The sequence below is a fragment of the Variovorax sp. CF079 genome, assembly GCF_900101545.1.
In the GTDB taxonomy this organism is placed as follows: Bacteria; Pseudomonadota; Gammaproteobacteria; order Burkholderiales; family Burkholderiaceae_C; genus Variovorax.
This window is the reverse complement of sequence record NZ_FMZU01000001.1, coordinates 149,561-168,978: the sequence shown is the minus strand read 5'-3', so window position 1 is coordinate 168,978 and position 19,418 is coordinate 149,561. Positions and strand designations below refer to the sequence as shown.

Sequence of the window (19,418 nt, the reverse complement as noted above, 5' to 3'; positions counted from 1 at the left end):
TTCAGGTCTGCTGAACGCGCCGCAGCAGCCCGGCCGTGGTGCGCGGCCAGCCGACACGGCCGAACCAGGCGCCGCCGGCGATCGACGATGCGATGACGATGCCGTAGACAACCAGCGCGGCGCCCTGCGCGACGAATACGTGACTCAGCTGGCCGCCCCAGCGCAACGCGAGCCAGCCGCCGATCCCGGCCACCGCCAGCCGCGCGATGTTGCCGAGCACCGGCCACAGAAGGCGGCCCGCGCCCTGCGAAGCGAAGTACAGCACCAGCCCGACGCCGAAGAAGCCGTAGAAGGGCCCGACCGCACGCAGGTACTGCGAGCCCGCTTCGAGCATCGCCGGATCGCTGCCGAAGAGCATCAGCCAGGGCCTCGGGAACAGCGCGGCCGCGAGGCCGATGGTCTCGGTGAGCACGAAGGCCATCGCCGCGCCCGCCCAGGTGGCGCGCAGGGCGCGTTCGCGCTGCCCCGCGCCGATGGCGGTGCCGACCATCGCGACCAGCGGCGCGCCGAGGCCGAACACCAGCGGGACCAGCAGGTATTCGAGCCGCGAGGCGGTGCCGTAGCCGGCGATCGCACCGGGGCCGAACTGGCCTGCCAGCGCGGTCGCGATGCCGATCGACAGGTTGGTGGCCACGGTCGAGACCGCGCCCACGAGGCCGACGCGCAGGATGTCGGCGAACAGCGGCCACCGGAAGCGCGCCTTCGCCCATGAGGGCTTGAGCAGGCTGCGGCTCCCGCGCAGGTAGGCCCACAGCGCGAGCGTGCCGGCCAGGTAGTAGAGCAAGAGCGCAATCGCGCCGCCGGCGATGCCCATGCCGGGAATCGGACCCCAGCCGAAGATCAGCAAGGGCGACAGCGGCACCAGCACCACCACGCCGGCGACCGTCACGTTGGCCGGCACCGACATGTTGCCTGTGCCGCGGATCACCGCCGCCAGCGAATTGAAGAGCCACACCAGCACCGCGCCGGCGAACACCCAGTTCGAATAGGTCAAGGCCGCGTCGAGCGAAGCGCCGGTGCCGCCCATCAGCGCATAGAGCCAGCGCCCGCCGAAGAGGAGCGCCAGCGTGAACACGAGGCCGAAGCCGAGCGCGATCAGGATCGCATGCAGCACCAGCGAATCGGCATCGTCGCGGCGCCGCGCACCGAGCGCGCGTGCAATCGCCGAGGCAATGCCGCCGCCCATCGCGCCGGCCGAGGTCATCTGCATCAGCATCACGATCGGGAACACCAGCGCCATGCCGGCCAGCGCATCGGTGCCGAGCTTGCCGACGAAGTAGGTCTCGATCAGGCCGACAGCGGCCTGCGCGACCATCACCAGGACGTTGGGCGCGGCCAGGCGCAGCAGCGTGGGGATGATCGGCGCCTCGAGCAGGCGGCGCGTGCGCGGGTCGACACTGCTCACGCTGCCGCCTTCGCCATCAGCGCCGGCCGAGGCTCGCGGATTGGCAGGTTGATCAGCGCTGCGCCGGCAGCCAGCGCGATGTCGATGTACCAGACGATGTCGTAGCTGCCCGTCACCTGGAACACGTAGCCGCCGAGGAAGGCGCCCAGGAAGCCGCCGACTTGGTGCGCCAGCATCACGACGCCGAACAGCATCGCCATGTTGGCCGGGCCGAACATCTTGGCGACCAGGCCCGCGGTCGGCGGCACGGTCGAGAGGAAGGTGATGCCCATCACCGCCGCGAACACCATCATCACGGCCGGCGTTTTGGGCGCTAGCAGGAAGATCAGCACCGCGATGCCGCGCGTCGCATAGAGCAGCGCCAGCAGCGACTTCATGCGCCAGCGCCCGACAGCCCAGCCCATCGCCAGGCTGCCGACGATGTTGAAGAGGCCGATGGCGCCCAGCGCCCAGCCTCCGATCTCCGGCGGCAGGCCGCATGCCGCCACCACGCCCGGCAGGTGGGTGGCCAGGAAGGCGACGTGGAAGCCGCAGACCAGAAAGCCCAGGCTCAGGTAGCGGTAGCTCGGCGTGGCGAGCGCCTGGCCGATCGCCTGCCGTGCCGTGAGCGGTTTCGTGCCGCTCGCTGCTGCCGACTGGGCCGCGAGCAGATTGGAATTGCCCTTCAGCACGAAGACCGCGGGCAAGGCCAGCAGGATCAGCACGCCGAGCCATTGCATCGCACTGGCCCAGCCGACGCCGGCCATCAGCGCGATCGCGATCGGCGCCATCGCGAACTGGCCGAAGGAACCGCCGGCATTCACCACGCCGGTGGCCAGGCCGCGCTTGGCCGGCGGCACCATGCGCGTGACGGCGGCCATCAGCACCGAAGGCCCGGCCATGCCGGCGCCGCCGGCGGCCAGCACGCCGATCGCGAAGATCAGGCCGGCCGTCGACGTCATCAGCGGCGTGATGATGGTGCCCAGCGCCACCAGCAGCACGCCGATGAAGATCACGCGGCCGGTGCCGATCCGGTCGGCCACCGCGCCCGCGAAGGGCTGCGTGAGGCCCCACCAGAGCTGGCCGAAGGCGAAGGCCAGGCTGATGCTGCCGATGCCCAGGCCGGTGGACGTGTTGAGCGAGGAGAGGAAGAGCCCCATCGTCTGACGCACGCCCATGGTGAGCGCGAAGGTGCCGGCGGCGGCCAGCAGCACCAGCCACAGGGCGTAGCGCGCTACAGGGGTGGCGGGCGCGGCGGTCGTCTTGTCATTCATCCACATCTCCCTCTTCGGCAGCGCCCGCGGGTTGCAGCAGCGCGATGCTCTCGTCGATCAGCGCGTGCAGCGCGATGACCCGCTCGATGCCGAGCAGGGCGTTGAGTTTTTCCTGTGCCGTGCGCCAGTGGCGCTGCGCTTCGCTGCGCTTCTTGCGGCCGGCCTCGGTGATCGCGATCAGCCGGCTGCGTGCATCGGGCCCGTCGCCCTGCGTCAGCCAGCCCGCCGCGACCAGCGGCTTGAGATTGCGCGTCAGCGTCGACGCGTCGATGTTCATCGCATGCGCGAGATCGCTCGGGCGCAGCGGCCCGAGGTGCAAGACATGCGACAGCAGCGAGTACTGCGTGGTCTTGAGGCCGCTCTTCGTGACCTCGGTGTCGTAGTGGCGGGCGACCTGGCGCAGGAGGCGCCGCAGCCGGAAATTGGTACAGCCTTGCGGCTTTGCGATAGCATCCATGCCATCCATTGTAGCTACAATAATTGCATATGCAACCTTTAAGGGAATTCGAATGAACGCGACGGAGCAACTGGCGGCCTGGATCGCCGAGGAAGAAACGATTGCGGAGCGGCTGAATGCGGGCCCTGGCCCCGGCCTGGCGCGGCCCGAACAGCTCGCAGGCAAGACCGGCCTGGAGATGATGGAAGCCATGCTGCGCGCCGAAATCCCCTACGCCGCCATCGCGAAGACGCTGGATTTCTCGCTCATCTCGGTAGCCCCCGGCCGGGCGGTGTTCCAGGGCACGCCGCTCCCGCGGCACCTGAATCCGCTGGGCACCATCCATGGCGGCTGGTTCGCCACCCTGCTCGACTCGGCGCTGGGCTGCGCAGTCCACACCATGATGCCGACCGGCCGCGCCTACACCACGGCCGAGCTCGGCGTGAACCTCGTGAAGGCGCTGACGCCCAAGGTCCCGCGCGTGCGCGCCGAGGGCAAGGTGATCCACTGCGGGCGCCAGCTCGCCACCGCCGAGGCGCGGCTGGTCGGCGCCGACGGCACGCTCTACGCGCATGCCACCACCACCTGCCTGGTTTTCGACATCCCGCCACGGCGCGAGTAGGCCCTGCGCCGGTAAGCACAAAGGCCGAAACCCGGCCCTCCAAGAGTGATAATGATTCGTATCGGCGTTCGCAAACGAACGGACGCCGGTGCTTTTTTACAAATCGACTCTGGAGAAGCCCCATGACCGCACGCCTTTGCGCGCTGACCTGCATCGCCGCCGCCTGCCTGGCCGGCGCCTTGCCCGCCCACGCGGCCGAGGAACTCACGCTCTACACCACGCGCGAGCCCGGCCTCATCCAGCCCCTGATCACCGCCTTCAGCACGCAAAGCGGCGTCAAGGTCAACACGGTGTTCGTGAAGGACGGGCTGCTCGAGCGCGTCAAGGCCGAAGGCGCCCGCTCGCCGGCCGACGTGCTCATGACTGTGGACATCGGCAACCTGATGGACCTGGTCGACGGCGGCGTCACCCAGCCGGTGAAATCGGCGGCGCTGGAATCGGCCATTCCGGCCAACCTGCGCGGCGCCGACGGCCAATGGTTCTCGCTGTCGATGCGCGCGCGCGTGCTGTACGCCGACAAGAGCCTGCCGCTCACGTCCTTCCGCTATGAAGATCTCGCGAATCCCAAGTACAAGGGCAAGGTCTGCATCCGCGCCGGCCAACATCCCTACAACACGGCGCTGGTCGCATCGCTGATCGCGCACGACGGCGAGGCCAAGGCCGAGCAGTGGCTGCGCGGCGTCAAGGCCAATCTGGCGCGCAAGGCCACCGGCGGCGACCGCGACGTGGCGCGCGACATCCTGGGCGGCATCTGCGACATCGGTCTCGCCAACTCCTACTACGTGGGCCAGATGAAGGGCTCGAAGGAAGGCAGCGACGCACGCAAGTGGGGCGATGCCATCAAGGTGATCCGGCCGACCTTCGCCAATGCCAAGAGCGGCGGCACCCACGTCAACATCAGCGGCGCCGCGGTCGCGAAGAACGCGCCGAACCGCGCGAATGCGGTCAAGCTGCTCGAGTTCCTGGTGTCGGAGCCGGCGCAGGCCTTCTACGCCGAGACCAACTACGAATACCCGGTGCGCAAGGGCGTGGCGCTCGATTCGATCATCGCCTCCAGCATCGGTGAACTGAAGGTCGACCCGCTGCCCATCACCGAGATCGCCAAGTACCGCAAGCAGGCCAGCGCATTGGTGGACAAGGTCGGTTTCGATCAGTGACGCGCCGCCGGGCCGCCCCAAGGCGCGTCAGCCCCCTCGGGGGGCAGCGAGGACACGAAGTGCCGAGCGTGGGGGTATGAAAGCGGTTGGGCCCGTCTGGCGGGCCGCGTCGATCCTCATCGCGCTCGGCGTGCTCGCGCCGGTTCTCAGCCTGGCCTGGCTCGCGCTGGGTTCGGGCCTGCAGCATTGGGCACACCTCGCAGAGCACGTGCTGCCGCAGGCCGCGCTCAACACCGCGATGCTGCTGGCCGGCGTGGGCGTGCTGGTGCTGGTGATCGGCACCGGCTGCGCCTGGCTGGTCACGGCCTGCGACTTCCCGGGGCGACGCGTGCTGCACTGGGCCCTGCTGCTGCCGCTGGCCATGCCGACCTACATCGTCGCCTTCGCCTACCTCGACCTGCTGCACCCGATCGGCCCGGTACAGGGCGTGATCCGCTGGGCGCTGGGCTTCGACAGCCCGCGCCAGTTCCGCCTGCCCGACCTGCGCTCGATGCCGGGCGCGATCTTCGTGCTCGGCTTCGTGCTCTACCCCTACGTCTACATGACCGCGCGCGCCATGTTCATGACCCAGCCTGCCCATCTGATGGAAGCGGCCCGCACGCTGGGCGAAAGCCGCAGCGGCGCCTTCTTCCGCGTCGCGCTGCCGCTCGCCCGGCCCGCGCTGGCCGTGGGCCTGAGTCTGGCGCTGCTCGAGGCGCTCAACGACATCGGCGCTTCGGAATTCCTCGGCATCCAGACGCTCACAGTCGCGGTCTACACGACCTGGATCACGCGCTCCGACCTGGCCGGTGCGGCACAGATCGCCTGCGCCATGCTCATCGTGGTGGTGGCGTTGGTGCTGCTCGAACGCAACGGCCGGCGCCATCAGCGTTTCGGCTCGGCGCAGCGCATGCGCGCGATCCAGCCGCGCCGCCTGCACGGCGCAGCGGCCTGGGCGGCGAGCGCCGCCGCCGCGCTGCCGGTCGCGATCGGTTTCGTCGCGCCGGCGCTCTACCTGGTCTGGGAAACGGCCAAGCGGCTGCGCCAGGGCGGCGGCATCTCCGACGGCCTGCTCGCGAGCCTGGGCAACACCCTCGCACTGGCCGCGGGCGTGACGCTGGCCGCCGTAGCCGCCGGGCTGGTGGTGGCCTGGGCAGTGCGCAGCCAGGGCTCGACGGTCAACCGCGCGCGCTGGCAGGCGCGGGTCGCCACGCTCGGCTACGCGCTGCCGGGCACGGTGCTGGCCATCGGCCTGCTCACGCCGGCACTGGCTTTCGACGCCGCGCTCGGCGCGCTCATGGGCCGCGAAGGACTGCCGCTGATGGGCGCGGGCATCGTGCTCGTCATGGCCTGCGCAATCCGCTTTCTCGCGATGCCGGTCGGCGGCATCGAAGCCGGGCTGGCCCGCATACCGCCGGCGCTCGAACAGGCCTCGCGCCTGCTCGGCGAAACGGCCGGCGGCACGCTGCGACGCGTGCATCTGCCGCTTTTGCAGCCGGCCATCGCCGCGGGCGCGCTGCTGGTGTTCGTCGATGCCATGAAGGAGCTGCCGGCCACCCTGCTGCTGCGGCCCGCGAACTTCGACACGCTGGCGACCTGGCTCTACGCGGAGGCCGCGCGCGGCACCTACGAAGAAGGCGCCATCGCCGCGCTGGCGATCGTGCTCGCCGGGCTCTTGCCCGTGATCCTGCTCGCGCGCAACCGGCTGGGTGCGGCGCCGGAGGGACTCGCGCAATGAGCGCCGCGCTGGGCCGCCCCGAGCAAGCGAACGCCCCCTCGGGGGGCAGCGAGGACACGCAGTGCCGAGCGTGGGGGCCGACATGAGCGCTACGCTCCAACTCGACGGCGTGCGCCTCGCCTACGACGGCGCACGCGGGCTGCACACCGTGGTCGAGGGCTTCTCGCTCGCGCTCGACGCGGGCCGCATCGGCTGCCTGCTCGGCCCTTCCGGCTGCGGCAAGACCACGGTGCTGCGCGCGATCGCGGGCTTCGAACCGGTGCGCGCCGGGCAGATCCTGCTCGGCGACAAGCTGCTGTCCTCGCCCACCACCCACCTCCCACCCGAACAGCGCCGCGTCGGCATGATGTTCCAGGAGTACGCGCTGTTCCCGCATCTCACGGCGGCGCAGAACGTGGGCTTCGGCCTGCGGCGGCTGGCGCGCGCGGAGCGCGATGCACGCGTGGCCGCGATGCTCGCGCTGGTGGGCCTGGCGGAGGCCGGCGAACGCTATCCGCACGAACTCTCGGGCGGACAGCAGCAGCGCATCGCATTGGCCCGCGCGCTCGCACCGGCACCCGCGCTGCTGCTGCTCGACGAGCCTTTCTCCAACCTCGATGCCAGCACGCGCGAGCGCCTGACGGCCGAGGTGCGCGAGATCCTCAAAACCGCCGGCCAGACCGCGATGCTGGTCACGCACAACGAGGCCGAGGCGCAGGCCATGGCCGACCATGTCGGCGTCATGCACAACGGTCGGCTGACGCGCTGGACCGGCGGAACTGCGGAATGACGCACATGGGCTTTTTCAGAAAAGGTCTTTGAGCCTCGCAAGAATCGCGCTTTCGATTCACTTGAACAACACGAAAGCACGCATGACCGCCCAACTCACTCTCGTCAGCCACCTGCTGTGCCCCTACGTCCAGCGCGCCGCGATCGCGCTGCTCGAAAAGGACGTAGCCTTCGAACGCGTCGTGATCGACCTCGCGCAGAGGCCGGACTGGTTCGTCAAAATCTCGCCGCTCGGCAAGGTGCCGCTGCTGCGGGTGCCGCAGGCCGACGGCAAGGAAGCCGTTCTGTTCGAAAGCAACGTGATCTGCGAATACCTCGAAGAAACCCAGCCCGGCCCGCGCCTGCATCCTGAAGACCCGCTCGCGCGCGCCGAGCACCGGGCATGGATGGAATTCGGCTCCGCGATCCTCGCGGACCTGTGGGGCTACGAGACCACGCGCGATGCCGAAGTGTTCGAGCAGAAGCGGCAGGCGCTCGTTGCCAAGTTCGCACGCGTCGAGGCCGCGCTGGGCGATGGGCCCTACTTCGCCGGCACGCGCTTCAGCCTGGTCGATGCGGTCTTCGCGCCGATCTTTCGCTACTTCGATGTCTTCGACCAGATCAGCGATTCGCACATCTTCGACGCGACGCCGAAAGTGCGCGCCTGGCGTAAGGCGCTCGCGGAACGCCCCAGCGTGCGCCATGCCGTGGTGCCCGAGTATCCGCAGCACCTGCGCGCCTTCCTGCAGAAGCACGAAGCGCATTTGCTGACACTCGCCGGCCGCGCCTGAACCGACAATCGCCGGCGACAACCACTTTGCACCACCCCACGAGATGCGACTTCTCCACACCATGCTGCGCGTTGGCAATCTCCAGCGCTCGATCGACTTCTATACGCAAGTGCTCGGCATGCAACTGCTGCGCACCTCGGAGAACCCCGAGTACAAGTACAGCCTGGCCTTCGTCGGCTACGAGGGCAACCCGGCCCAGGCCGAGATCGAGCTGACCTACAACTGGGGCACCGAAAGCTACGAACTCGGCACTGCCTACGGCCACATCGCGCTCGGCGTGCCCGATGCCTATGCGGCCTGCGAGAAGATCAAGGCCGTGGGCGGCAACGTCACGCGCGAGGCCGGCCCCGTCAAGGGCGGCACCACGGTGATCGCCTTCGTGACGGATCCGGACGGCTACAAGATCGAGCTGATCCAGCGTCCGGAAGGCGCCGCCGCCGGCGGGCTTCGCTAGCAACCGAGCAGATCCGCCAGCGCGCCGATGTCGCGCGCATGCAGCGTGTTGTCCGCGCGCGGCGAAACATCCTTCGGGCGGTCGGGTCCGAACTCCTTCGGCCGCTCGATGTAGCCGGTGCGCAGGCCGCAGGTGCGCGCGGCGGCCAGGTCGTCGTGGTGCGCGGCCGCGAGCATCACCTGGCTGGGCGTGACGTCGAACACCGCGGCCACGCCGAGGTAGGTGCGCGGATCGGGCTTGTAGGCCTTGAAGACCTCGGCCGACAGTACGCAGTCCCAGGGCAGCCCGGCATTCTTGGCCATCTCGGTCAAGAGGCCGATATTGCCGTTGGACAGCGTGCAGATGATGTACTTGCGCTTGAGCCGCGCCAGACCCTCGAGCGCATCGGGCCAGGCCGGCAGCCGGTGCCAGGCCTTGTTGAGTTCGCGCTTGCGCGCCGAATCCAGATCGCCCAGGCCGAAGTCGCGCAGCACGCCTTCGAGAATGCCCATGTGCAGTTCGTCGAGCAGCGTGAAGCCGCCCTCGCCGGCCGCGAGGCGTTCCATCACGCTCTTCATCGCGGGCTGGTAGCCCGCGCGCCAGGCCAGCGCGAAGGCGCCGCCGTCGACGCCCGGCACGATGCGCTCGGCCTCGGCGGCGATGCCGCTGTACCAGTCGACGACCGTGCCGAAGACGTCGAAGGCGATGACCTTCAGATCGCCGGCATCGAAGTCTTCGCTCATCGCACCAGCTGGCTGGCTTCGCGCGCCAGCGCTTCGATGCGCGCCCAGTCGCCGGCCGCGATCGCCTCGGTCGGCACGATCCACGAACCGCCCACACAGGCCACGTTGGCGAGCGAGAGGAACTCGTGCGCATTGGCCGCCGTGACGCCGCCCGTGGGACAGAACTTCACTTCGCCGAAAGGTCCCTGCCAGGCCTTGAGCATGGCGACGCCGCCGGCCTGCACGGCCGGGAAGAACTTGAGTTCGGTAAAGCCGTCCTCCTGCGCCAGCATGATTTCGCTGCCGGTCGCCACGCCGGGCAGGAGCGGCAGGCCGAGGTCGTGGCAGGCCTTGCCCACGGCGCGCGTGTAGCCCGGGCTGACGCCGAACTTCGCGCCGGCCAGCGCCGAGGCCTGGGCATCGGCCGCGCTGCGGATGGTGCCGGCGCCGGGCACGGCCTCGGGCACCTCCTTGGCGATGATCTCGATGCATTCGAGCGCCTCGCGCGTGCGCAGCGTCACTTCGAGCATGCGGATGCCGCCGGCGACCAGCGCGCGCGCGAGCGGTACCGCGTCCTTGACGTCGTGCAGCACGATCACCGGGATCACGGGGGCGTCGCGCATCACGTCGATGGCGGACAGCGTGGGGTTCACAGCCATGTGCAGGCTCCTTCTTCGGCAGTCAATGCATTGCGGCGCATGCCGGCGAACAGGTCGCGGCCCAGGCCGTGACCGTTGGCGATGCGCAGTTCGTCGGGCAGGGTCGCGCTTTCCCTCTCGGCCCATTCGTCGGCCGGCAGCAGCACGGCCAGCGTGCCGGCCACCGCATCGAGCCGGATCAGGTCGCCATCGCGCACCTTGGCCAGCGGGCCGCCGGCGGCGGCTTCGGGCGAGACGTGGATCGCGGCCGGCACCTTGCCCGAGGCGCCGCTCATGCGGCCGTCGGTCACCAGTGCCACGCGGAAGCCCTTGCCCTGCAGCACCGACAGCGGCGGCGTGAGCTTGTGTAGCTCGGGCATGCCGTTGGCCTGTGGACCCTGCCAGCGCACCACGCAGACCACGTCGCGTTCGAGTTCGCCGGCGGTGAAGGCGTGCTGCAGTTCGGCCTGCGAATCGAAGACACGGGCCGGCGCCTCGATCACGTGCCGGTCGTCCGGCACCGAGGACACCTTGATCACACTGCGTCCGAGGTTGCCGCTCAAGAGCTTCAGGCCGCCGGTGGCGCTGAACGGCGCCGAGACCGGGCGCGCGACGGCTTCATTCTTCGAGGGTGCGGCGGCGTGCCACTTCAGCACGTGCTCGTCCGACGGCGCGCCGGCCAGCGTCGGGATGCCGGCGTATTCGCGCAGGCCGCCGGCGCGCACGGTCAGCACGTCGGCATGCATCAGGCCGGCGTCGAGCAGTTCACCGATCACGAAGCCCGGGCCGCCCGCGGCCTGGAATTCGTTGACGTCGGCGCTGCCGTTGGGATAGACCCGCGTGAGCAGCGGCACCACCTCCGAAAGCTCGGAGAAATCGTTCCAGTCGATCAGGATGCCGGCAGCGCGCGCCACCGCGACCCAGTGGATCAGGTGGTTGGTCGAGCCGCCGGTGGCGAGCAGCGCTGCCATGGCGTTGACGATGCTTCGCTCGTCGACCATCTCGCCGATCGGCGGCGTGGCATAAGGCTTTTTGGCGGCCACCCCCAGCACCGTGCGCACCGCCTCGCGCGTGAGCGCCTCGCGCATCGCATCGCCGGGCTGGATGAAAGCGGTGCCCGGCACGTGCAGGCCCATCGCCTCCAGCAGCATCTGGTTGCTGTTGGCAGTGCCATAGAAGGTGCAGGTGCCCGGCGCGTGGTAGGCGGCCATCTCGGCATCGAGCAGGCCCTGGCGGCCGACCAGCCCCTGGGCCGCCTGCTCGCGCACCTTGGACTTGGCGCTGTTCGACAGGCCCGAGGGCATCGGCCCCGCGGGCACGAAGACGGTGGGCAGGTGGCCGAAGTGCAGCGCGCCGATCAGGAGGCCCGGCACGATCTTGTCGCACACGCCCAGGAGCAGCGCGGCGTCGAACATGTCGTGCGTGAGCGCCACGGCCGTGCCCATCGCGATCACGTCGCGGCTGAACAGGCTCAGCTCCATGCCGGGCGTGCCCTGCGTGACGCCGTCGCACATCGCCGGCACGCCGCCTGCCACCTGCGCGGTGGCGCCGAGGCGGCGCGCCTCGTGCTTGACGATGTCGGGATAGCCCTGGTACGGCGCGTGGGCCGAGAGCATGTCGTTGTAGGCGCTGACGACGCCGATGTTGGGTGCGCGCTCGGTCACCACCTTGAACTTGTCGCTGGCCGGAATGCCGGCCACGGCGTGCGCCACGTTGGCGCAGCCCATGCGGTCGGAGCCGCGGTCGCGGTTGCGGGTCTCGGTCAGCCGCTGGAGATAGGCGCTTCGAAGGTCCCGGCTGCGCGCACGAATGCGCTCGGTGACATCGCGTACGGTGGGATGTGTAGTCATGAGTGCTTCACTGTGCAGTGGGGCTGCGCGCGGCCCCTGCCACGCGCAGGTGCGTGGCCCTGCATCCTACCAAGCCCGCAAGACCCTAGGGTGCCGTCAAGGCATCGAGCACGACCCGCACCCGCGGCGGCAACAGGCGCTGGGAAGGGTACACGGCGCTGATCGGCATGGCCGGCGGCCGCAGCGAAGGCAGGATCTCGACCAGGCGCCCATCGCCGAGCTCTTCTTCGACCATGTAGTCGGGCAGTTGCGCCAGGCCCTGGCCGAGCATCGCGGCCTGCACCATGGCTTCGCCGTCATTCAGGCGCAGCTGGCTCTGCGGATGCAGGGTGACGGCGTGGCCGCGCTGGAGGAACTGCCAGGGGCGGTCGCGACCGCTCGTCGGCATGCGGAAGACGATCGCGCGATGCTGTGCCAGCGCCCGCAGCGAGGCCGGATGGCCATGCTGCGCCAGGTAGGCAGGGCTGGCCACCAGCAGCAAGGTCTGGCTCGCAAAGCGGCGTGCCACCAGCGACGATTCCTGCAGTGCGCCGACCCGGATGGCGAGGTCGATGCCGTCCTTGACCAGATCGACGTAGCCGTCCTGCAAGCGCACGTCCATTTCAAGTCGCGGGTGCTGTTGCTGGAGCCGCGCGAGCAGCGGCAGGATCACGCGCCGGCCGAAGACGATCGGCATGTCGATGCGCAGCAGGCCCGTGGCCGTGGCCCGCGTGCCGGCAGCGTCGGCATGCAGGTCCTCGATCTCGGCGAGGACGCGCTGGCAGCGGTGGTACAGGCGCTCGCCGTCCGGCGTCAGGGTGACCTGCCGCGTGGTCCGATGGAACAGCTTGACGCCAAGCGAATCCTCCAGCCTCAGCACCGCCTTGGCCAGCGTGGAAGGCGCGGTGCCCGCTTCGCGCGCGGCGGCGGCGAAGCTGCCGTGCTTGACGGTCTCGGTGAAGGCGAGGAACTGCTGCAGGCCTTGCATGGCGCCTCCGATTGAGGAACGAATGTCCTCAATGTTAGGTCATTGCGCTGTCTTCACTCGCGCTTCTGGGTCCAGGACACTGCCTTCACCTTCACTCGATTGCACGGAGCCGCCTCATGACCGCCATTGCCCGCAACGTTATCTCCCACGCCACGCTGCCCCTGGCAGAGCTGCCCGGAATCACCCACCGCACCCTGGCGGGCCACGAGCATGGATTGACCCAGTTGTCGATCTGGAAGCAGACGCTGGCGCCCGGCGCTTCCACGCCGCCGCACAGCCATGACACCGAGGAAGTCGTGTTGTGCCACGCGGGCCGCGGCGAGGTCCACCTCGACGGACAGGTGCACCGCTTCGGCCCCGCGAGCAGCGTGCTGCTGCCGCGCGACGTGCCGCATCAGATCTTCAATGTGGGCGACGAGCCGATGGAGATCACCGGCGTGTTTCCGGCTGCCCCGGTCGGGGTGTTCGACCTCGAAGCGAAGCCGATGCAGCTGCCGTGGTGAGCGCAGCGCGCTAGTCGACCAGCCGGACCTCGACGCGGCGCGCCTCGGCGTCGTTCCCCGAACCGGTGGTCACGGCGGGCTTCTTCAGTTCGATCTTGTCGGCCGGCACGCCCAGCCCGGTCAGCACGTTGCGCACCATCTCGGCACGCCTCTGCGCGAGCTGTTCGTTGAGGCCCCCATCGCCGGTGGTGTCATGGAAGCCCGAGACCACTGCCTTGCGCCCACCTTCCACGCCTTTGATCACCGTGGCCAGGGCCCCTGCCGCGCCGGGAGCCAGATCGGCGCTGCCGGTGGCGAAATAGAAGTTCACGACCCCGCCCTGCACGCGGATGCTCGCGCCGTCGGGGATCACGACTGCCACGGTTTCGGTCAGGATCTCCACCATGGACGCCGCGGGCTTCGCGCCCGCCTTGTGGCTCTGCGTGTAGAGCACGATCCCGATCACGAAGAAGATCACCAGTGCGATCAGCCCGAGCAGAAAGGCCAGAATGATGTTCTGTTGGCTGTCGTCGTCGGCTATGCCTGCCATGGGTCGATCTCCGTAGGAAAGCGGTCGGTAAATAATGGTGCGGTGAACCATGACCGTGAAATTGTAGGTGGCGACCCCGGCCCGCCCGGTTTGGACCCCATGCTCAAACCGCTGCGCGACCCGAAGCCCATGCTCGACCGCGTGATCGCCGAATGGGGCGGCCACCAGGATCTCTGGGTGTTCGGCTACGGCTCGCTGATCTGGCGCCCCGAGTTCGGCTTCATCGAGCGGCACCCCGCGCGGGTGCACGGCTGGCATCGGGCGCTGAAGATGTGGAGCCGCATCAATCGCGGCACGGTCGAGAATCCGGGCCTGGTGTTCGGCCTGCTCTCGGGCGGCAGCTGCCGCGGCATGGTGTTCCGCGTGGCCGCGGCCGACGGGCTCGAAACCCTGGGCCGGCTCTGGCTGCGCGAGATGCCGACCGGCGTCTACGACCCCCGATGGCTCGATTGCGAGACCCCGCACGGATCGGTGCGCGCCCTGGCCTTCACCTTGTCGCGGCGCAGTCCCAACTTCACCGGCAACCTGGACGACGAGCGCTACCGCCACATCTTCGCCAGCGCGGTCGGCCGCTATGGCAGTTCGCTCGACTATGCGCATCAGACCCTGCTCGAACTGCAGCGCCATGCGATCCACGATGCAGCGCTGGCGCGCCTGATCAGGTTGGCCGAGGCCAAGCTGTCGGCGCAAGCCGATTGCGGCGAAGCGCCCGCTCCGGTATACCCTGCGGCCTCTTCTCTCGATTCTTCTTCCCGTTCTTCATCCAAGGAGTAGCCATGTCCTCTCGTCTGATCGTCCCCACTCTTGCCGTCGCCGCGGTGAGCCTGCTCGCCGGCTGCGGCACCATGATGGGGTCCAAGGCGAGCGCCAGCGCCGCGCTGGCGCCGACCGCGGCGATCACGCCGAATCCGACCACGGGCAACGTGAGCTTCACGGCGCTCGACCATGGCGTGCGCGTGGCCGGCGAAGTGCGCGGCTTCGTGCCGGGCACGGAACATGGCTTCCACATCCACGAGAAGGGCGACTGCGGCGACAACGGCAATGCCTCGGGCGGCCACTTCAATCCGGCCGGCGGCACGCACGGCAAGTTCGGCGCGCCCGGCAGCCATGCGGGCGAGCTGCCGAGCCTGGTGGCCGATGCGAGCGGCGTGGCGCGCTTCAGCGTCGACGTGCACTCGATCTCGCTCACCGACGGCGCGGCCAACAACGTGGTCGGCCGGGCGCTGATCGTTCACCGCGATCGCGACGACTTCACCTCGCAGCCGGCCGGCAACTCCGGCCCGCGCATCGCCTGCGCGCTGATCACGAGGCGCTGAGCCGCGCGGCCAGCAGCGCCTCGGCGCGCGCGAGTGCGGCGGGCGTGTCGATGTCGGTCAGGATGCCGATGTCGTCCACTTCGATCTCCGCCACTGCATGGGCTTCCCGCAGCGCGCGCAGCACCGGCGCCGCGCCCAGGTTGCCCGACAGCGCCGCGAGCAGCGGCTTGCAGGCCGCGGCAAAGCCGACCGGATGTCCGCGTTCGCCGCGGCGCTGCGGCTGAGCCGCCTGCACGGGATCGACGAGCGCCCGCGCCACGGCTTGCAAGGTCGATGGCAACACCAGCGGGAGATCGCCGGGCAGGATCAGCCAGCCCGCCGCATCGGCCGTGGCCCGCACCGCGGCCGCGATCGAATCGCCCATGCCGGGATGGCCCGCATCCTCCAGATGCCACGGCAGGCCGCTGGCGCGCACGGCGGCCAGCGTGTGCTCCAGCACCGTCCGGCCCGCGAGCGGCGCGTGCAGCTTGGCGCCGCTGCCGCCGGCGGCGCGAAAGCGCTCGCCGCGGCCCGAGGCGAGCACGATGACGGTGGGCGATCGAGGATTCATGCGCCCAGTATCCCCTCTTCGCATGCGCAACAATGCGGCCATGAATTCCCCCAAAGAAGCGCTGGCCGCGCTGCGCAAGAGCTACGAGCGCGCCGAACTCGACGAAGCCAGCAGCGCATCCGATCCCCTACTCCAGTTCGAGCGCTGGCTCGCCGAAGCGATCGACGCGCAGTTGCCCGAGCCCAACGCGATGACGCTGGCCACCGTCGGCGGCGACCTGCGGCCGTCGACGCGCATCGTGCTGATCAAGGGCTACGACGCGCGCGGCATCGTCTGGTACACCAACTACAAGAGCCGCAAAGGCCAGGAGCTCGCCGGCAATCCCTGGGCCGCGCTGCAGTTCCACTGGGTCGAGCTCGAGCGCGTGGTGCGCATCGAGGGCCGGGTCGAGAAGGTCGATGCGGCCGAGAGCGACGCCTACTTCGCGAGCCGCCCGCTCGACTCGCGCATCGGCGCCTGGGCCAGCCCGCAGAGCGAGGTGATCAGCGGCCGCGAGGTGCTGGTGAAGAACGCCGCCATCGAGGCCGCCCGGCACCTGCTCTCGCCGCCACGGCCGCCGCACTGGGGCGGCTACCGCCTGGTGCCCGACCGCTGGGAGTTCTGGCAAGGCCGCAAGAGCCGGCTGCACGATCGCTTGCGCTACCGGCGAGAAGATGGCGCCTGGGTGCGTGAGCGCTTGGCCCCCTGAGCCAATCCTGCCTCAGAGCCTGCCAGCGAGCGGCATCACGATCGACAGCGTGACGAGCGCGAGCGCAGTCGAGACCGCCATGCTGGCCGTCACGAGATCCTCGGCCGTCTTGTAGCGCTGCGAAAACAGAAACACATTGGCGCCGATCGGCAGCGCCGCGGCCACCACCATCACCTGCAGCGGCAGCCCGCGCAGGCCCAGCAGCCAGCCGAGCCCCGCCACCAGCAACGGGTGCGCCACGTTCTTGACCAGCGCCTGCACCAGCGCGCCGCGCCAGTGGGTACCGATGGGCGTGAACGCGAGCGTGATGCCGACCATGACCAGCGCGATCGGTCCGAAGGCCTGCCCGAGCAGCGCGATCGGCTTGTCGATCACTTCGGGCATCACCCAACCGGTCTGCGCGAACAGCAGGCCCGCGATGATCGGCAGCGGCACCGGATGGACGATCGCGTTGTAGAACGCGCGGCCCAGTGTGTGCAGGATCGGCTGGCGCGGCGTGCCGCTCAGACTGGCGTTCTCGTGGGCCACCGCAAGTTCGAGCACCAGCGTCGCGCTGGTCAGCAGCACCAGCGAATGCAGCGAGATCAGCGTCAGCAGCACAACCATGCCCTCGGGGCCGTAGGCCAGGCCGATCAGCGCGATGCCGATCATCACGGTGTTGCTGAAGGTGTTGGCAAGCGCGAGCACGGCCGCCGTGCGGTTGAAGCCGCGCCACAGCAAGGTGGCCGCGAAGATCAGGCCCGCCGCGAGAAAGTAGGCCGCGACAGGCTTGAGGCTCAGCTGCTCCAGGTGCACCGTGCTCATGGCACGGAACAGGAGCGCCGGCACGAGCAGCAGGAAGATCAGGTTCGACAGGTCCCGCACCGCGCCGCCGCCGACCCAGCCCCGCCGCCCTGCCACGAAGCCCGCAGCGATGAGCAAGACGACGGGCAGCAGCGACGAGAGGACCGATGAATTCATCGGCGGCGAGCATACAGGGGCGCTAGAACGTCGCGCGCAGGCCCACCTTCAAGGTCCGCCCCGGCAAGGGCGCATCCGGGAAGGCGGTCGTGGTCAGGATCGAGGTCGCGCTGTAGGCCAGCTTGTTCGTCAGGTTGTCGATGCGCGCATACCAGGTGAGGTTGGCGCGCTGCACCTTCATGCGGTAGGTGAGCGCCGCATTCCACAGCGTGAAGGCATCGGTCTCGCGCGCGCCGATGCTCGGCACCCTTCGCTGGGCAGCGTAGTGGTCGAAGCCCAGGCGCGCCGTCCATGGCCCGTTGCCGTAGGCCAGCGTGGTACCCACGCGCGCCGGCGAGATGCGCGGCAGCGGCTCGCCGGTATCGGTGTTCTTCGCGCGCACCAGGTCGGCACGCCATTCGAGGTCCAGCGTGGAGCCGTCGGCCGCGCGCGAGAAGCCGTCGGTGCCCAGGAGCCGCAGGTTGCCGTTGGCCTCGATGCCGGTGAAGCGGGCGCGCACGCCGCGATAGACGAACTCGTCCACCACGTCGGGGAACAGCAGGCCTTCGTCGGTTTCCACCGGGCCCGGGTTGATCTCGCCGTCCTCGCCGCGCACATTGCCCGAGGCCGCGAGCCCGATGTAGTTGCGGAAGCGCGTGACGTAGGCATTCACGCGCGCGCTGTTGGCGCCGGACTTCCATTGGGCGCCGAGGTCGAAGCCGACCGACTTTTCCTTCTGCAGGTTCGGATCGCCGACCTCCCAGGCCGCGGTCGCGACGTGCGGGCCGTTGGCGAAGAGTTCGTAGTCCTTGGGCGCGCGCTCGGTGTAGGCGAGGTTCGAGGTCAGCTGCCATTGGGGCGCCAGGTTGACCAGCGCACCGAAGGCCGCGCTGTGCGGATTGAAGCTGCGCTCGCCGACGGCGAAGCGCGTGACCGACGGATCTTCCGGATAGCCGAAGGAACGCACCTTCACCTGCTCGGTGCGCGCGCCGAAGCTCAGGCGGCCCCACGACGTACCGAGCTCTTCGTGCAGGAACAAGGCGCGCGAGCGCGTGCGGCTGTGCGGCGCGAAGGCCTCGTCGCCGACGGCCGAGAAGTCGTTGCTTTCGTTGGTGAAGCCGATCAAGCCCTCCACGCCGCCGATCTTCTGATGGCGCCCCTCGATGCGCAGATCGTTGCTCTTGTTGGCAAACACCGTGCCGGTCTCCGAGCCCTCGAACTCGGTGTGGCGATAGTCGGTGCGGCTCAGCTTGCCGTGGATGCTGGTGAAGAAGCCGCCCGGCCGCCATTCGCCTTCGAGCGCATAGCGGTCGGATTTCATCTTGATGGTGACGTCGTCCTCCGCCACCGTGCCGTAGTCGCTGCGGTAGGTGCTGGCCGAAGCGCCGATCCAGCCCTGGTCGAAGAACAGGCTGCCGCCGATCGCGCCGCCGTGCGCCTGGTTGGCCGAGTTGCAGATCTTGCGAGCCAGGCCGGGCCGGCGCGGGTTCTCGCAGCCGAGTTCGATCGGCACCGAGGTATCGTCCGCGTCGCGGTTGAAGGCATCCACGTGCAGCGCATAGCGGTTGTTGCCGCCCTCCAGCACCACGCCGCCGCTCTTCTCGCGGTTGCCGGTCGCGTAGCCGAGGTCGGCGCGGCCGCCGAAACCGTCGATCGGCTCGCTCGGAATGCGGTTGTCGATCACGTTGACCACGCCGCCGACCGCGCTGCCGCCGTACTGCAGCGCCGAGGGCCCGCGCAGCACTTCGATGCGTTCGGTGACGAGGGCATCGACCGGCACCGCGTGGTCGTAGCTCAGCGAGGAGGCGTCCGGTGCCGCGCCGCCGTTCTGCAGGATGCGGATGCGGTCCCCGTCCTGGCCGCGGATCGAAGGCCGGCTCGCGTTGGGCCCGAAGTAGCTGCTGCTGACGCCCGGCAGGCCGTTGAGGGTCTCGCCGAGCGTGGATTGGGAACGCAAGAGCAGCCTGTCGCCGGAGAGGGTGGTGGTCGGTGCGATCAGGTCGGTGGCGCCCAACGGGTTGCCGGTGACGGTGACCTCGGGCAGCGAAGGCGCGGGCGCGCTCGCGTCGGCTTGCGCCCAGGCAGCGCAGGACAAAAGGGAAAGAACGGCAACGCCGATGGCGTTGCGCCGGAAATGGGATGACATGTTGGAACA

At 69.4% G+C, this 19,418-nt stretch carries 21 protein-coding genes; 10 read left to right on the top strand and 11 right to left on the bottom strand.

The annotated features are described in order from the left end of the window. Position 1 precedes the first annotated feature (1 nt). The 3 genes from BLS74_RS00935 to BLS74_RS00925 are packed head-to-tail and all read right to left on the bottom strand — an operon-like array spanning position 2 to position 3,115. Complete coding sequence (locus BLS74_RS00935) at positions 2–1,405, bottom strand: MATE family efflux transporter (RefSeq protein ID WP_093102206.1); 1,404 nt, start codon at positions 1,403–1,405, stop codon at positions 2–4. Next, positions 1,402–2,658, bottom strand: a complete 1,257-nt coding sequence (locus BLS74_RS00930) for an MFS transporter (RefSeq protein WP_093102205.1) — start codon at positions 2,656–2,658, stop codon at positions 1,402–1,404. The genes BLS74_RS00935 and BLS74_RS00930 overlap by 4 nt, the downstream gene beginning before the upstream one ends. Next, entirely contained in the window at positions 2,651–3,115 is a 465-nt protein-coding gene (locus BLS74_RS00925; RefSeq protein WP_093102203.1) for a MarR family winged helix-turn-helix transcriptional regulator, read from the bottom strand. Before BLS74_RS00925 ends, BLS74_RS00930 begins: the two co-directional genes overlap by 8 nt. 52 nt (positions 3,116–3,167) lie before the next feature. Here BLS74_RS00925 and BLS74_RS00920 point away from each other — a divergent pair, with 52 nt between their 5' ends. The 6 genes from BLS74_RS00920 (at position 3,168) to gloA (ending at position 8,582) form a co-directional block, all read left to right on the top strand. Further along, positions 3,168–3,716, top strand: a complete 549-nt coding sequence (locus BLS74_RS00920) for a PaaI family thioesterase (protein ID WP_170855462.1) — start codon at positions 3,168–3,170, stop codon at positions 3,714–3,716. A 122-nt stretch (positions 3,717–3,838) separates the two neighbouring features. Then, positions 3,839–4,873, top strand: coding sequence for a Fe(3+) ABC transporter substrate-binding protein (locus BLS74_RS00915; protein ID WP_093102200.1), 1,035 nt, complete (start codon positions 3,839–3,841; stop codon positions 4,871–4,873). Positions 4,874–4,949: 76 nt separating this feature from the next. Continuing rightward, positions 4,950–6,590 (top strand): ABC transporter permease, encoded by a 1,641-nt coding sequence (locus BLS74_RS00910; RefSeq protein WP_093102199.1) that lies wholly within the window; start codon positions 4,950–4,952, stop codon positions 6,588–6,590. An 82-nt stretch (positions 6,591–6,672) separates the two neighbouring features. Further along, positions 6,673–7,359 carry an ABC transporter ATP-binding protein gene (locus tag BLS74_RS00905; RefSeq protein WP_093102197.1) on the top strand — a complete coding sequence of 229 codons (687 nt, stop codon included), beginning with the start codon at positions 6,673–6,675 and terminating at the stop codon, positions 7,357–7,359. A gap of 82 nt (positions 7,360–7,441) precedes the next feature. Further along, complete coding sequence (locus BLS74_RS00900) at positions 7,442–8,128, top strand: glutathione S-transferase family protein (protein WP_093102196.1); 687 nt, start codon at positions 7,442–7,444, stop codon at positions 8,126–8,128. A gap of 43 nt (positions 8,129–8,171) precedes the next feature. Next, a complete protein-coding gene (gloA, locus tag BLS74_RS00895) occupies positions 8,172–8,582 on the top strand; it encodes a lactoylglutathione lyase (protein WP_093102194.1) in 411 nt (136 codons plus the stop codon). Here gloA and BLS74_RS00890 read toward each other — a convergent pair. The 4 genes from BLS74_RS00890 to BLS74_RS00875 form a co-directional block, all read right to left on the bottom strand. Next, complete coding sequence (locus BLS74_RS00890) at positions 8,579–9,304, bottom strand: haloacid dehalogenase type II (RefSeq protein WP_093102193.1); 726 nt, start codon at positions 9,302–9,304, stop codon at positions 8,579–8,581. The two genes, gloA and BLS74_RS00890, sit on opposite strands and share 4 nt — an antisense overlap. Further along, the gene (gene eda / locus BLS74_RS00885) at positions 9,301–9,942 is read right to left on the bottom strand and encodes a bifunctional 4-hydroxy-2-oxoglutarate aldolase/2-dehydro-3-deoxy-phosphogluconate aldolase (RefSeq protein WP_093102191.1); all 642 of its coding nucleotides are present in this window, start codon (positions 9,940–9,942) and stop codon (positions 9,301–9,303) included. The genes BLS74_RS00890 and eda overlap by 4 nt, the downstream gene beginning before the upstream one ends. After that, positions 9,933–11,771 carry a phosphogluconate dehydratase gene (gene edd / locus BLS74_RS00880; protein ID WP_093102190.1) on the bottom strand — a complete coding sequence of 613 codons (1,839 nt, stop codon included), beginning with the start codon at positions 11,769–11,771 and terminating at the stop codon, positions 9,933–9,935. The genes eda and edd overlap by 10 nt, the downstream gene beginning before the upstream one ends. Positions 11,772–11,856: 85 nt before the next feature. Beyond that, entirely contained in the window at positions 11,857–12,738 is an 882-nt protein-coding gene (locus BLS74_RS00875) for a LysR family transcriptional regulator (protein ID WP_093102188.1), read from the bottom strand. Between the two features lie 116 nt (positions 12,739–12,854). Here BLS74_RS00875 and BLS74_RS00870 point away from each other — a divergent pair, with 116 nt between their 5' ends. Further along, entirely contained in the window at positions 12,855–13,241 is a 387-nt protein-coding gene (locus BLS74_RS00870) for a cupin domain-containing protein (protein ID WP_093102187.1), read from the top strand. A gap of 10 nt (positions 13,242–13,251) precedes the next feature. Here the strand turns inward: BLS74_RS00870 and BLS74_RS00865 are convergent, their stop codons facing one another. After that, complete coding sequence (locus BLS74_RS00865; RefSeq protein WP_093102669.1) at positions 13,252–13,761, bottom strand: OmpA family protein; 510 nt, start codon at positions 13,759–13,761, stop codon at positions 13,252–13,254. A gap of 108 nt (positions 13,762–13,869) precedes the next feature. On the opposite strand from BLS74_RS00865, the gene BLS74_RS00860 reads away from it, so the two are divergent. Both BLS74_RS00860 and BLS74_RS00855 read left to right on the top strand, forming a co-directional pair. After that, a complete protein-coding gene (locus BLS74_RS00860; RefSeq protein WP_170855461.1) occupies positions 13,870–14,544 on the top strand; it encodes a gamma-glutamylcyclotransferase in 675 nt (224 codons plus the stop codon). Positions 14,545–14,546: 2 nt separating this feature from the next. Continuing rightward, on the top strand, positions 14,547–15,086 hold the full coding sequence (locus BLS74_RS00855; protein WP_093102184.1) for a superoxide dismutase family protein: 540 nt from the start codon (positions 14,547–14,549) through the stop codon (positions 15,084–15,086). Here the strand turns inward: BLS74_RS00855 and BLS74_RS00850 are convergent. Then, positions 15,073–15,636 carry a nucleotidyltransferase family protein gene (locus BLS74_RS00850; RefSeq protein WP_093102182.1) on the bottom strand — a complete coding sequence of 188 codons (564 nt, stop codon included), beginning with the start codon at positions 15,634–15,636 and terminating at the stop codon, positions 15,073–15,075. The genes BLS74_RS00855 and BLS74_RS00850 overlap by 14 nt on opposite strands. A gap of 40 nt (positions 15,637–15,676) precedes the next feature. On the opposite strand from BLS74_RS00850, the gene pdxH reads away from it, so the two are divergent. Further along, positions 15,677–16,324: a pyridoxamine 5'-phosphate oxidase gene (gene pdxH, locus BLS74_RS00845; RefSeq protein WP_093102668.1), complete on the top strand. Its 648-nt coding sequence runs from the start codon at positions 15,677–15,679 to the stop codon at positions 16,322–16,324. Between the two features lie 12 nt (positions 16,325–16,336). On the opposite strand, the gene BLS74_RS00840 is transcribed toward pdxH, so the two are convergent. Further along, positions 16,337–17,284, bottom strand: coding sequence for an AEC family transporter (locus BLS74_RS00840; RefSeq protein WP_093102181.1), 948 nt, complete (start codon positions 17,282–17,284; stop codon positions 16,337–16,339). A gap of 22 nt (positions 17,285–17,306) precedes the next feature. Next, on the bottom strand, positions 17,307–19,409 hold the full coding sequence (locus BLS74_RS00835) for a TonB-dependent receptor (protein ID WP_093102179.1): 2,103 nt from the start codon (positions 19,407–19,409) through the stop codon (positions 17,307–17,309). Positions 19,410–19,418: the final 9 nt, after the last annotated feature.

Bases quoted from the DNA above. Each gene is read 5' to 3' on its own strand.
- edd (WP_093102190.1), bottom strand. From the start codon at position 11,771: ATGACTACACATCCCACCGTACGCGATGTCACCGAGCGCATTCGTGCG.
- BLS74_RS00855 (WP_093102184.1), top strand. From the start codon at position 14,547: ATGTCCTCTCGTCTGATCGTCCCCACTCTTGCCGTCGCCGCGGTGAGC.
- BLS74_RS00860 (WP_170855461.1), top strand. From the start codon at position 13,870: ATGCTCAAACCGCTGCGCGACCCGAAGCCCATGCTCGACCGCGTGATC.
- BLS74_RS00910 (WP_093102199.1), top strand. From the start codon at position 4,950: ATGAAAGCGGTTGGGCCCGTCTGGCGGGCCGCGTCGATCCTCATCGCG.
- BLS74_RS00925 (WP_093102203.1), bottom strand. From the start codon at position 3,115: ATGGATGCTATCGCAAAGCCGCAAGGCTGTACCAATTTCCGGCTGCGG.
- BLS74_RS00890 (WP_093102193.1), bottom strand. From the start codon at position 9,304: ATGAGCGAAGACTTCGATGCCGGCGATCTGAAGGTCATCGCCTTCGAC.
- BLS74_RS00915 (WP_093102200.1), top strand. From the start codon at position 3,839: ATGACCGCACGCCTTTGCGCGCTGACCTGCATCGCCGCCGCCTGCCTG.
- BLS74_RS00850 (WP_093102182.1), bottom strand. From the start codon at position 15,636: ATGAATCCTCGATCGCCCACCGTCATCGTGCTCGCCTCGGGCCGCGGC.
- eda (WP_093102191.1), bottom strand. From the start codon at position 9,942: ATGGCTGTGAACCCCACGCTGTCCGCCATCGACGTGATGCGCGACGCC.
- BLS74_RS00905 (WP_093102197.1), top strand. From the start codon at position 6,673: ATGAGCGCTACGCTCCAACTCGACGGCGTGCGCCTCGCCTACGACGGC.
- gloA (WP_093102194.1), top strand. From the start codon at position 8,172: ATGCGACTTCTCCACACCATGCTGCGCGTTGGCAATCTCCAGCGCTCG.
- BLS74_RS00870 (WP_093102187.1), top strand. From the start codon at position 12,855: ATGACCGCCATTGCCCGCAACGTTATCTCCCACGCCACGCTGCCCCTG.
- BLS74_RS00900 (WP_093102196.1), top strand. From the start codon at position 7,442: ATGACCGCCCAACTCACTCTCGTCAGCCACCTGCTGTGCCCCTACGTC.
- pdxH (WP_093102668.1), top strand. From the start codon at position 15,677: ATGAATTCCCCCAAAGAAGCGCTGGCCGCGCTGCGCAAGAGCTACGAG.
- BLS74_RS00920 (WP_170855462.1), top strand. From the start codon at position 3,168: ATGAACGCGACGGAGCAACTGGCGGCCTGGATCGCCGAGGAAGAAACG.
- BLS74_RS00835 (WP_093102179.1), bottom strand. From the start codon at position 19,409: ATGTCATCCCATTTCCGGCGCAACGCCATCGGCGTTGCCGTTCTTTCC.
- BLS74_RS00875 (WP_093102188.1), bottom strand. From the start codon at position 12,738: ATGCAAGGCCTGCAGCAGTTCCTCGCCTTCACCGAGACCGTCAAGCAC.
- BLS74_RS00930 (WP_093102205.1), bottom strand. From the start codon at position 2,658: ATGAATGACAAGACGACCGCCGCGCCCGCCACCCCTGTAGCGCGCTAC.
- BLS74_RS00840 (WP_093102181.1), bottom strand. From the start codon at position 17,284: ATGAATTCATCGGTCCTCTCGTCGCTGCTGCCCGTCGTCTTGCTCATC.